This window comes from Alphaproteobacteria bacterium (assembly GCA_030680745.1).
GTDB lineage: Bacteria > Pseudomonadota > Alphaproteobacteria > JAUXUR01 > JAUXUR01 > JAUXUR01.
This window is the reverse complement of record JAUXUR010000079.1, coordinates 58,682-71,434: the sequence shown is the minus strand read 5'-3', so window position 1 is coordinate 71,434 and position 12,753 is coordinate 58,682. Positions and strand designations below refer to the sequence as shown.

Annotated in this window: 8 protein-coding genes; 3 read left to right on the top strand and 5 right to left on the bottom strand. The window is 34.1% G+C overall.

Translation table 11 applies throughout. From position 1 onward, the window contains the following. Positions 1 to 539 precede the first annotated feature (539 nt). The gene (locus tag Q8L85_10070; protein MDP1725031.1) at positions 540 to 1,835 is read right to left on the bottom strand and encodes a cation:dicarboxylase symporter family transporter; all 1,296 of its coding nucleotides are present in this window, start codon (positions 1,833 to 1,835) and stop codon (positions 540 to 542) included. Then, on the bottom strand, positions 1,832 to 2,767 hold the full coding sequence (locus Q8L85_10065; GenBank protein MDP1725030.1) for a transporter substrate-binding domain-containing protein: 936 nt from the start codon (positions 2,765 to 2,767) through the stop codon (positions 1,832 to 1,834). Before Q8L85_10065 ends, Q8L85_10070 begins: the two co-directional genes overlap by 4 nt. Positions 2,768 to 2,856: 89 nt before the next feature. Between Q8L85_10065 and hppD the strand changes: the two genes are divergently transcribed. Genes hppD through Q8L85_10050 form a run of 3 tightly spaced genes read left to right on the top strand, consistent with a single transcriptional unit; the run spans position 2,857 to position 6,109 of the window. After that, positions 2,857 to 3,951, top strand: coding sequence for a 4-hydroxyphenylpyruvate dioxygenase (gene hppD, locus Q8L85_10060; GenBank protein MDP1725029.1), 1,095 nt, complete (start codon positions 2,857 to 2,859; stop codon positions 3,949 to 3,951). Further along, positions 3,948 to 5,075 (top strand): homogentisate 1,2-dioxygenase, encoded by a 1,128-nt coding sequence (locus Q8L85_10055; protein ID MDP1725028.1) that lies wholly within the window; start codon positions 3,948 to 3,950, stop codon positions 5,073 to 5,075. The genes hppD and Q8L85_10055 overlap by 4 nt, the downstream gene beginning before the upstream one ends. Continuing rightward, entirely contained in the window at positions 5,072 to 6,109 is a 1,038-nt protein-coding gene (locus tag Q8L85_10050) for a fumarylacetoacetate hydrolase family protein (GenBank protein ID MDP1725027.1), read from the top strand. The genes Q8L85_10055 and Q8L85_10050 overlap by 4 nt, the downstream gene beginning before the upstream one ends. 437 nt (positions 6,110 to 6,546) lie before the next feature. Here Q8L85_10050 and Q8L85_10045 read toward each other — a convergent pair whose 3' ends face one another. The 3 genes from Q8L85_10045 to Q8L85_10035 all read right to left on the bottom strand — a co-directional run bounded on the left by Q8L85_10045 (position 6,547) and on the right by Q8L85_10035 (position 12,525). Beyond that, entirely contained in the window at positions 6,547 to 7,119 is a 573-nt protein-coding gene (locus tag Q8L85_10045; protein ID MDP1725026.1) for a hypothetical protein, read from the bottom strand. A 150-nt stretch (positions 7,120 to 7,269) separates the two neighbouring features. After that, the gene (locus Q8L85_10040) at positions 7,270 to 7,977 is read right to left on the bottom strand and encodes a DUF2497 domain-containing protein (GenBank protein MDP1725025.1); all 708 of its coding nucleotides are present in this window, start codon (positions 7,975 to 7,977) and stop codon (positions 7,270 to 7,272) included. 372 nt (positions 7,978 to 8,349) lie between these two features. Then, the gene (locus Q8L85_10035) at positions 8,350 to 12,525 is read right to left on the bottom strand and encodes an NUDIX hydrolase (protein MDP1725024.1); all 4,176 of its coding nucleotides are present in this window, start codon (positions 12,523 to 12,525) and stop codon (positions 8,350 to 8,352) included. Positions 12,526 to 12,753 lie beyond the last annotated feature (228 nt).

The window sequence follows — 12,753 nt, the reverse complement described above, 5'->3', positions numbered from 1 at the left end:
GTTATTGATACTCATGTGTGATTTCACTAATTGATGATAACGACGTACAAGTCGAGATTCTAAGTCCATTTATATTACCTAAGAAATTAAAGATCACATATTAAACATTAATTCCTCTTATTTGTGTAGATACCTATGGGTTAAGCCGCGGGAAGTAGAGGGGTACGCTTTTTAATAGAAAATACTATAATGGGAAATGAGCTAAACTATAGTCGATCAATCTGCGGGACAATTTTTATTTTTAGGCTAGAAATTTTCCCAGACATCTTTGTTTTCCTGAACGCCTTGAAGCTAAGCAACGAATGCAGATTCAGGATCCATAACGAAATACATACTCAAAGAGCATGGTAAAATTATTTAAATAACGTCATGATCTGCGATCATGATTGTTAATTGGACCCTGGATCCGCATTCGAGCCCTTTGGGCTCTCATTGGTCCAGGGAAACAATAGGTTTGTGTCAGGTTTTACAGAGTTCTGCTCATTTGAATGAGCATAGTTTCATTTTTTGTTCGGTAGAAATAGTGTTAAATTTATTATTTACAATTTCTTAATTAAAACTTCTTTTCCCTCATCATCAATTTCTTTTAATTTATGTCCCCTTGCAATAAGGGCTGTCACAACGGCAACACCCTGCGATGATATCATAACAACAAAAGGTGTTAATATAGGTGATGTAGCAGTGATGAAAATAATCCCGGCGCTTGATGGTAACCCTAAGGGGTCCAAAACAAAAGCAATCAAAGGCGCTGTTGCAAAAACGGGACCAATAGCCGCCATTGATACAAATGACATCCCAACAACAATGACAATAATATCTAACACACCCAAAGAAATATCATACATTTGTGCAACAGTAACTGCCGTAAGTGTAAAAAGAAGTGCAATACCTTGTCGATTGATTGTAAGCCCAAGCGGTACCAACAAATGCGTTAATTGTGGGTTAATTTTAAAATGTTTCTCAAGATCTTCAATGAGTTGAGGAATTGCTGCTACAAAACTCTGCGTTCCGATAGAAATTAACAGCGTTTCCTGAATACCTTCAATGACTTCAAATAAAGATTTTTTAGTCGCGTAGGCCATTAAAAAAGTATAAGCAGTAAATAAAACTAGCATCCCCAAACAATAAAAAGCAACGAATTTTAAAAGCGAAACCACCACGTCAAAACCGGTGATAGAAACTTGACTCGCAACAATACATGCAATACCAAAAGGTAATGCATGTAAAATCCATTTAATGATCATAAAAATAGTATCAAAAGCGACACTGAAAAAAGTATACACAATAGATGATGCAGGATGTTTTACAAGACCTAAAGAAACGCCTAAAAGGATTGAAAAAAAGACAACTTCCAATATTCGTCCTTGCGAAAGAGAATAAAAAATATTCGTAGGAATTAAAGAGTTAACAAGCCCCCATCCTTTTTTAATGCCCTTGTCATCAACAACAATTTTATCACCTGAATCCAAAAACAATTTTCCCAAAATAGTTTTTGATTCCTCATCAAGATGGCCAGTGCTACCCAACACACCAACTAATATACCTATTATAGCTGCAAAAATCATAAAAGCCGTAAAATACAAAGTTAGCTTTAATGCCAATGCCCCACCATCACTTGAGCGTACTAAATTACAAAATGAATTAACAACGGCGCTCATAATTAAAGGCAGCACACACATTTGAAGCAAAGCTATATAAATATCGCCAAAAGGTGCAATTGTATCCGATAATTCTTTTGATGTAAAACCTATTACGGCACCCACCAAAAGACCCAAAATACCAGCCCAGGGACTTAAAAGTACAGATGAAACAACATTTACAAAACCAGATCTCATGACCCTACCTTCATTTCTGTTTTTTCAGATTTTTCATTTTGTTCTGGCTTAAGATTTGTTTTTTCAATATTTCCGTTTAAATCTTTTACATTAGAAGTCACGTATTTATCATAAAGATTATCAAAAGCAACTTTTTCACGTCTAAACGTTAAATAAAGATTCAACCATTCTTTTAAATTATAAGCATCCGGTGGTATTGCAATCGATATATGATCTTCAGAATTTTCAAGATAAATAGGTTTATAATAAATTGCTTGGCCTGGATTTTTTTTAAAAAAGACTTTTATAAGATATTCTTCGTTATAAACAGCATCTATTTTGCGATCCACTAAACTTTTATAAATATCAAGGCGACTAGGCGCTTCAATAAGCTTAACCTCAGGAAAAACATTGCGTGTAAATTCTCGGAAAGCGCCACCTCTTTCAGCAGCAAATGTAGCATCTTTACGATTAAGCGCCATTAGTAAATTTTTTTCAGTAATATTATTTTGTGCGGCATAACTCCGACTCACTAATATGCCCGTTCTCAACTTAATGTAAGGTTCTGTATATAAGACTTTTAATTGCCTAGTAAGCGTTTTACTGACATATGAAATCGCCATATCAGCTTTATATTCAGAAACCTTTTTAACAACATCGTCAAAACTATCAGAAGTGCGATTAAATTCAACTTCAGGAATATTCAATGTTTTCGCAATATCATATGCTAAATCAACGTCAAATCCTTTTAATGTTCCTGATTCATCTGAAAAAAATGGCGCATAATTATTTTTATGCATCGCAACCACCAATCGACCACGATCAATAACTCGCTGAATATCTATAGGTGGACCTTTTTCACCAAAACGATGAGAATATAATTCTTGGGCAGAAAGCCCTTGATTCAAAGAACAACCTATATAAAGTAGCATAAAATAATAGATTTTTTTCATTATTGCCTCCCATACTTAACTTGACTGGTTTTGAGAATTACGTCAAGGTTGTGAAAGGATTTCAGACTTTATTTTAACTGGAGCGTTCAATGACAAGCACACAATTTTCACCCAAATTATCCGAAAACAAAGCACAAGCAACCAATTTTATTGGAACTGAATGTTTTGAATTTGTTGAGTTTTCAACCGACAAACCTCAAGAACTTTACAAATTATTTGAAAATTTAGGCTTTCGAAATTGTGGGAAACATCGCACCCAAAATGTAACGCTTTTCAAACAAGGTAAAATTCATTTTTTTGTTAATGCTGAACGCAATGATTTCTCTGAAGATTTCAGAAATGATCATGGTTCTTCAGCATGCTCCATGGGCTTTAAAGTTAAAGATGCACAAAACGCATATAAAGCATTAAAAGAAAAAGGTGCTGAACCCATTGATTTTTCATCAAGAAAAAGATTTTTTCCTGCTTCTATTCCTGCCATCAAAGGCATAGGAGGCGCTCACCTTTATCTTATTGATCAAAATGGCATGAATGATCTTTACAATGACAATTTTCCTGGCAGCAAAGGCATTGAACATATTGGCTTAGGCCTTGAATCTATTGATCATTTAACGCACAATGTGTATCAAGGTAACGTGGATCAATGGGCTGATTATTACGAAAAACTATTTAATTTTCATGAAATTCGCTACTTCGACATTAAAGGCGCGCATACAGGACTCATTTCACGCGCTATGTCAGCACCTTGTGGCCAAATTAAAATTCCCCTCAATGAATCAACAGACGATAAATCACAAATCGCCGAATATCTTGAAATTTATAAAGGCGAAGGTATTCAACATATTGCTTTAACGACCCCTAATATTTACGAAACCGTTGAAAAAATGCGTGAAAATAGCATTCCCTTTATGAGTGTTCCAAGATCATATTATGATATGTTGCAAACAAGACTTCCAGCGCATGGCGAAGATGTTGAGCGTATGGCGCGTAGCCACCTGCTTATTGATGGTGACACCCCAACAAAATCTTATTTACTTCAAATTTTCACCAAAACAGTCATTGGACCAATCTTCTTTGAAATTATTCAACGTAAAGGCCATCAAGGCTTTGGCGAAGGAAATTTTCAAGCATTATTTGATGCGTTAGAGCGCGACCAAATCGAACGTGGGGTTCTTAAAGTATGAAAACTTGGATTAACATCCCCAAATCAGAAGGCATTATAACACGCCAAGCGCATGCTGATTTTCCAAATGAAAGCTATGAACGAGAGCTTGGCAAAGAAGGCTTTTTTGGTCCTGCAACGCATATGTATCACCAAAAAAACCCTATGAGTTGGATTAAATGGGAGGGCCCTTTGCGCCCTCGTTCCTTTGATTTAAATAAACTGAGCAATTTGACACAATCGCCCTTCGACGCCCCCGAAATTCTAACAAATAATTTTATGCGTCTTCAATTTTGGCAACTTGACCAATCAATGGATTTTTTAGTCCGTAATGGTGATGGTGACGATCTTCTTTTTATCCATGAAGGTCAAGGTGATCTTTTTTGCGATTATGGACATTTAACCTTTCGTGATGGTGATTATATCCTGCTTCCGCGTGGCTCAATGTGGCGCATTGAATGTGATTCAACTGTTAAAGCACTTATTATTGAAGCGACCAATGATTCCTATCGTTTGCCTGAAAAAGGAATTCTAGGCCCTCAAGCGATTTTCGATCAAGGCATGCTGGATACACCTGTTATTGATGATGCTTTTAAAGAGCAACAACATTCCAAAAGAGAATGGTCCGTCCATATTAAAAGACGCAATCAAATATCAAAAGTCACCTTCCCTCATTCTCCCTTAGATGCAATGGGTTGGAAGGGTAATTTACATCCCGTGCGCATTAATTGGCGTGATATTCGTCCGCTCATGAGTCATCGTTATCATTTACCACCCTCTGCTCACACTACTTTCTTAAGTAGTCGTTTTGTTGTCTGTACTTTTTGCCCCAGACCCATCGAATCAGATCCAGGTGCGCTTAAGGTTCCCTTTTTCCACAACAATGATGATTATGACGAGATCCTTTTTTATCATGCTGGTGAATTTTTCAGCCGAGACAATATTGGACCCGGCATGATGAGTGTTCACCCCTGTGGCTTTACACATGGCCCCCATCCTAAAGCTTTTGCAGCAGGCGCTAAGCATGCACGCAAAGAAACAAACGAGGTTGCTGTCATGATTGATACACGCGATGCTGTTGATTTTGGTTCAAGCTTAAATCCTGTTGAAGATGCTAATTATGTTAATTCTTGGAGACAATCGTGAAATTTGCCTCGTATAAAGACGGACGTGATGGAAAATTCTTACTCGTTTCCAAAGACTTAACACAAGGTTGTTTTGTTCCAGATATTGCAAACACATTCCAACAAGCGCTCGACAATTGGACAGCTGTAAAATCTAAACTTCAAGCACGATATGATGCCTTGAACGCGCATCAAGTTAAAGATGCTTTCACTTTCAATCCAGCGAAAGCCGCCTCCCCTTTACCGCGTGCTTATCAATTTGCTGATGGCAGTGCTTATGTTAACCATGTTGAATTGGTTCGCAAAGCACGCAAAGCTGAAATGCCTGAAAATTTCTGGCATGATCCCCTTATCTATCAAGGTGGATCCGACGCTTTTTTAGGACCAAATGATCCAATTCAGGTTGAAAGTGAAGAATGGGGTATCGATTTTGAATCTGAAATAGCCATTATTACTGACGACGTCCCCATGGGTATTAATACTGAAGAGGCCGAACACCACATTATCGCATTGATGCTTGTTAATGACGTTTCTTTACGTAATTTAATTCCCGCAGAACTCGCTAAAAGTTTTGGTTTTTTTCAAAGCAAACCCGCAAGTTCTTTTTCACCCATTGCTGTGACGCCTGATGAATTAGGCAGCGCTTGGGATGGAAAACGTGTCCATTTGCCCCTTAAAACATATTTGAACAATTCATTATTTGGCGAACCTGATGCTGGCATCGATATGGTTTTTAGCTTTCCACAATTAATTGCGCATGCTGCCAAATCCCGTTATTTGAGCACAGGCACGATTATTGGATCAGGCACCGTATCAAACGTTGACAGATCAAAAGGATCATCCTGCATTGCTGAAAAACGCATGCTTGAAATCATTCAAGACGGTAAACCATCAACGCCTTTCATGAAATTCGGCGATCAAGTGCGCATTGAAATGCATGACGTCCAAGGAAAATCTATTTTTGGTGCAATTGATCAATTTGTTGTTCAGTATGAAAAAGATGCACATGCTTTGCCTATAGATAAATTAGTCGCAAGACCTGCCAGAAGTGTATAAACCTGGAATTGCTTTGATGTCTCTTTTTAATATGTACCACTTAACATAGTGAACCTATTAATTTTTAATAATTTAATCTAAATCAATCTACAGGACAAAAAAATAAATTGCTTCGGTTTCACCTCTCCCCTTGTGGGAGAGGTCGGCGCGCAGCGACGGGTGAGGGGTATCTAAAGCGTTTACAAAGAGCAACACTATCATGCCATAATCTAAGCATTGCCAAGCAAATACGCATCTCTCCAAAATTGTACAAACCCCTCACCCGCTCCCTTTGGTCGCGACCTCTCCCACAAGGGGAGAGGTAAAAAAAAGCCTTCATGAGGAGGGCTTTTGGTAAAAAAATGTTTTAGCTTCTTAGAAATAAGTTGCGGAGTGTGAGAGCGGGATAGTTAAAAATGGGCTTAATTTCATTTTTTGTCTCGTAGATTGAATCTGAATCAATCAGACAATGTAAAAATGATTTGTTCCCCAGGTGTTTGAGGTATTACATTTGGAGGATTTCCAGTGTCAGCATAAAGATAACGTTTTGATTTTATGTACAAAGTAGCATTTTCTTTGCGCGCTAAATCCGAAATAACTTGTCCCTCAAATAAACGCTGAGCCTCTTGATAAGGCTCGTTATTATAAGAACATTCAATAGATTTTATATCCCAGTCCAAAGGTATATCAATATTTTTTTGAGCGCGCAATTTGATCGTTAAAGGCTGCTTTGTTGATTCTATGAAATTACTTTTCCAGTTATAAAATTTTTCTGGAAATTGTGACTCAATATTATCTGCTGATGTTATTATTTCTTCTAAAACTTCATCTTTAGTATTTATAAATCTAAGCGAAAGCTTTTGAATAGAATGTTGCAGAATAAATTGATCAAGATCTACCTGTATTAGATTATTTGGTAAGGTTTCAACTTTTAATGGAAGTCCTGTAAATTTAATCATAACGGCTTTGCACGGAAAAATTTGAACAGCTGAAAAAAATCCAGCCATCGTTAATAATTTATGTAATTTCATTTTTTCTCAGATCCGTTAAAAATAAATATATATAAAGAATAATCCCAAAATTATTTTAATTCTAAAATCTTGAAACAAGGATATTTATTCTGTACATTACAATACATTCATTAAATTTTTAATTCTAAATTTTAAAGACCTATCAAAAAACTATTTTTGCTCTAATTTTTTGACAATACGCTCTACTTCTTCACGAACGATTTTTTCAACAGTACCTGCCAAATGTTGATCAATCCATTCTTTTAAAAGAGGTTTCAAAGAATCAACAACAATATCTTCCAATGTTTTTTCACCACGACCCAAAGAATAATTCACCTTAGATACCGCTGTAAAAAGCTCATTAAGAGATGCTCTTGAATTTTCTTCAACCTCGTCTGAAATAAGGTGATCTTCATTATTTTGAGCTAAAGTATCTTTTGATTTTGACATTTGCTGCTCTTTTGGTTGTTTTTCTATTACTGACTGAACTGGCAAAGGAACTTCTTGAAGTACTGGCGCTTGTTTAAGTTTAGGTTTTTCTTCAACAACAGGCTCAACGATATCATCCAATTCCATCACAACTTCATCTTCGGAATCATCAACCATTTCGGTTAATTCTAACAAATCATCTTCATTAAAAGAGGGAAAATCTTTTTTAATTTCTTTTTCTTTAGACGCCATAGCTTGTTTCACCTCTTCTTTTTTTATTGCTGGCTTTTGAACCGCAGGCGTGTTTTTGGACTGAGTCTCTTTTACGTTTGCCGCTTCTTTATTTTGAGCTGGAACCTCATCATCAGAAATAATACGACGAATGGACGCAAGAATTTCCTCCATTGAAGGTTCTTGCTGGGCAGATGTTTGGGCTGATTTTTGACTCATATCTCTCATGCTTTCTAGTCACTGACTTCTATAGTCTAACAAAAATTAATATTATTTCTAGCCCCTTCTTTCGTAAGATTTTCGAAATAAATTAAAAACTGTGATTTAAAAGTCTATATATTGGAATTCATCTTTATTTTTTAACAAATTTTGGATTACAAAAAAAATTAAAAAAATAGGACATGCCTTTGAAAATTTATAACAAAAACACATAGTTTTGTATTAAACCCCAAAAAATTATTAATCTACCCATTGAACTCAAAAACAAACAATACAACAAAACTTTTTTCGTTCGACTTGAGCAAAATTTAATTTTATTTTCAAACCCACTTTTTTACATATTTTTGCTAAATGTATCAATAATCAAATGTTTTATCTATCCGCACTTACACTCTCTATAATTCTTACTACATTATACCAACTCATATAAGGCTGAATCAAAAGGCTAGCTTTTTCTAAAACAATATCCAATTGATCTATAGGAATCCGCATTGCATTTTCTATTATCACAGAAATATCAGGATCCGTAATGTTAACTTTGTCTAATAAATATTTTTTAATTGCATTAACAACAATTATTCTATTTTCATGCTTTATTTTTAAAATTGATCTCATAAGTCTTAAAAGACAGAATGAATCCATTTCAGAATGAACCAATATCTTTCCAGCCTCCAAAGCACTCTCTGCGTTTGATGATACAGTCATTTCAAGCAACAGACTTATTTGTGAATAATCCATCTCTGGAACAATTAATCTATTGATCGAATCAACAAAAGAAACTCTATTATCGGGATTTATTTTAGAAATAGAATTTATTACATTTTTTATATATTTAACCAAAAATAATACATTTTTACGTAAATCGTCTCTAAGTAAAATCCCTGCAACTTCTATCGCACTTTCAGGTCGATCTATAGAGATTGAAGTAATATATTCCATTATTTCAATATACTTCCTACAACCATTTTTACTGCAATCAAAATTCAGATATTTTTTAAGTGCATTAGCAACAGGTATTCTATCTTCATGCTTTATTTTAAAAATAGATTTCACAAGATCAAAAACAAACCATTTATCCATTTCTGAATAAATTAATATCATTCCAGCCTCCAAAGCACTCTCTGCATTGGGTGATGCAGCCATTTCAAGCAATTCATATATACTTGAGCATTTCATCCCAGACACCATCAACTTACTGATTAAATTAGCAATAGAAATTCTATTGTCAGGATTTATTTTAGAAATAGCATAAATAATATTTTTTACGTCATCCAGAAACAATGAGTGATTTTTCCATAAATCTTTTCTAATTAAAATGCCAGCAGCCTCCATAACATTTTCAGGCCAATCCACAGAAAAAGAATTTATAAAATCTTTAACACCAACAAAATTTATATTATTTTTTAAATTCGGCGTAATAAACATAATAAAATCAATAATAGTTTTTTGTTTATTTTTATTTAATTTGTAAACATATTTAATAAATTCATATATATCTTTTGGAGCCACATAAGGTTGAATCGAAAAATTTACAACTTTAGTAAAATCCAAAATTTGATCAATAGACATTATTTTAATAATAGTAACAATATTATCAATAGTTTTTTCATCATCGCCTATAATTGAATCATAATGATAAAAAACCTTCAACAAAGACTCAATCACTGGGTTAATCACAGAAATAATAGGTTCAATGTCTTTAATATTTTTTTCAAGCACACACACAAATTCTATGATAGTTCTGATATCTTTATCTGACATATGCAACTTAATCATTGGCTGACAAAGCTGAAGAATATCAACAGAAACAGCCTGATCCATTAAAAAAGGTACATAAGTTGAGCTCAAAAGAAAAGATGATAACGTATCAAAGTTAATTGCTTCCTGATTAATTAATTCAGGATCATTTTCCAACAATATTTTAATCGTTATTAAATCCTGAGCTTTATAGGCTTTCACAATAGGTGTTTCTTCTTCACAATCACCATCAGGAAAATCCTCTGCATCTCGTAAAAGAGTCTGAATTTGTGGAGAGGTGTGATAAACTGCGTTATTTTTAGGTAAATTCCTACAAATATCGAACAAATGTTTTTTTAGAATCTTTGAAATAAATTCATCGATTTTAGATATATCCCCATCACCAGATAAATAATCCTTCACAACAACAAGCCCGTCAGGAAATTTAGATAAATTTGCATGTAAGCGCGCCTGTAACTCCAATGAACTATCAAAACATTCTACTAATTTACCTTGTTTAAAAAACTCTAAAACAGGCACTGGATCATCAATAAGTTGATTATTATTCTTATAATAAACTGGCACACCACGACCTGCTGATATATAACAAGCATCTGAAGCAATTGTTGGATCTAAGAAAAATTGTAAAAGAGCACCCTTATCACTCGGTTTAATAAACTTTTCATAAAATTCATTAAACTCAGCAATAATTGAATCCACATCAAGATCAAACTCAAGAAAAGTTTCTCTAATGATATTAAAGGTCTTATCAGGTGGAGAAACAGATTTTCCTTCAAAAAAATAACGAAATGTTGAACTTGTAGGAACAAAGCAATTGCTAAAGAATGTTGGATTACACGCAATTCCACAAGATTTAAACCCTGCACTATAATTATTATTATTTGGAAAATTACTTACATAATTTAAAAGATCTTTAGCATTTGAAAATTGATCAAAAAAATTATCCAATGAACGCAATATATCCGTCTGAACATGCGTCTCATTCAACAAATGGCGCAATACAGACAATATACGATAATTAAACCATATATCTGATTGACACGCATGATACATTACAAATTGATCTGGATGTTGACGCTCTTCTTCAAGAATTTTACTAACAAGATTAATGTCGTTATTCGACAAATTTAATGTTGGGTATAATGTATTTAATGATTCCTCTAACGTGGCCTCTAAACTTATTCCTGTCTTAACCTTTAGTTGATTCAACAGATAATCCGATGCACAGGGCTTTACATCTACATTATTCTTATGGATAGGTCTCTTCAGTTCAGATCGTTTTATTTTTTCCGATGTCAAAAACGCATATTCTAAATTTTTTAATACAGGATGCGAAATACGCTCTTCTTTTACTTCCTGCAAATCTGGTTTTCCTAAAATGCTTTGGGTATGTTTTTCACGTAACATATTTTTATTAAAATCGGGTCGTAAAAGCGTTTCCAACCATTCTAAAACTGGTTTTTGTCTCAACGACTCAACAAAAGGCGGATGTAAAATATAATCATTGACACGAATTGTATTTTGTTTTTCAGCTATCACCACTTTATTCGCTTTTAAAGCTTTCAATACATCGTCAACAGCAATATAAGCATATTGAGTATATTCATGATCATGCATGTCATTAATACATTCTGGATTTTTTATTTCTGTTAAATATGTTCGAAACCGTGTAAACGTACCTTCTTTATGAATATTTATAAGATCATGAGCAGCACTTAAAAGAAGATCACGCTCGCTAAATTTAAGTTGATCGCTTGATTCTTCTTGTGTCTCTCGAATAGCCGTTTTTAATAATAATTCTTCTGGATCAGATTTCCCGCCCAAATTTCCCCACCAATTATGGCCTGCGCGTTTTCCTATTAATAAAAACGGTTTTCCATCTACAAAAGTATAATTTAACGTACCTGCAGCATCATAAGAAGTTGCATATGCAAAAGGATCATTATTTAACGTTAAAACATTTCTTGAAATCTGACCTAATAGTTGAGCATGCTGCAATCGTGATGCCAGCATAGACAAAAGTTTTTTACGACCTTTATAATGAAGTTGTCTGCAAAACGCATCTGTAAGCGACAGAAGCTTATCCGCATGAGAAAGAAGGGAAGCAATTTGATTCTTTAAATCACTATCCGTAATCTTTTTAAAAATACCAGCAACACTCGATAAATTAGAATTACGTAAAGTTTGAAGATCAGTCATTTGATATTTCGACCAATCGAGACCTTCATTTTTAGACTCACCTAAAGATCTGTACAACAATGCGCCGCCCGTATCAATTAAAACAAGCTTACCATGTTGATTAAGTATAAAATTCGCGGGCTTAATATCCCAAAAACTAACCAAAGCCAAAGGAACAAAATAAGATGGTAACAAACTATCCAGACCTTCTTTAGAAGGCTGTACACCTTCAACATATTCAGCAAATCGAAATAAACTTCCCTGAAGGTTGCATTGATTCTTTAATTCATCAGGAAGTGTGTTCAGAGCAATAAAACGTGGGGTTTCAACACCCATATTATTTAATAAAAGAGCAGCAAGAATCTCGTTAATACCGTGCCCATAAGAATTCCAGGATTTCAAAGTCCATAATTTATTGTTCTTTGGATCTTCAAATAGATGAACGCCACCCGTACCACCATCTAAATGTTTTACATATTTTAAATTTGCAATATCAGGATGTTCATATTCTGAAAGTGTAGAATATTTAAAATGAACTTCTTTTTGAACGACAGGATTTGCATTTACTTCTAAACAAAAAAAACAAAGCACAAAAACGACAAATCTTGTCATAATATTATATGAAAACACCTTAAAAACCTTTTTACAATATATAATTTAATAAAAACTTGTTATACATAACATGAAAAAATTAAGATTTCAATAAATATGTATGTTTTTAATCAATGTTAAGAATTATATTTTTTAATAAAAGAAGTATATACACTTTAAATTAATCTGAGACCTGGACCTACGTATAAAGCTGCGCTTCAACAAGTCCAGGGAAAATGAAATTAAAAA

Coding starts and splice junctions, on each gene's coding strand:
- Q8L85_10070 (MDP1725031.1), bottom strand. CDS start 1,835: ATGAGATCTGGTTTTGTAAATGTTGTTTCATCTGTACTTTTAAGTCCC.
- Q8L85_10065 (MDP1725030.1), bottom strand. CDS start 2,767: ATGAAAAAAATCTATTATTTTATGCTACTTTATATAGGTTGTTCTTTG.
- hppD (MDP1725029.1), top strand. CDS start 2,857: ATGACAAGCACACAATTTTCACCCAAATTATCCGAAAACAAAGCACAA.
- Q8L85_10055 (MDP1725028.1), top strand. CDS start 3,948: ATGAAAACTTGGATTAACATCCCCAAATCAGAAGGCATTATAACACGC.
- Q8L85_10045 (MDP1725026.1), bottom strand. CDS start 7,119: ATGAAATTACATAAATTATTAACGATGGCTGGATTTTTTTCAGCTGTT.
- Q8L85_10040 (MDP1725025.1), bottom strand. CDS start 7,977: ATGAGTCAAAAATCAGCCCAAACATCTGCCCAGCAAGAACCTTCAATG.
- Q8L85_10035 (MDP1725024.1), bottom strand. CDS start 12,525: ATGACAAGATTTGTCGTTTTTGTGCTTTGTTTTTTTTGTTTAGAAGTA.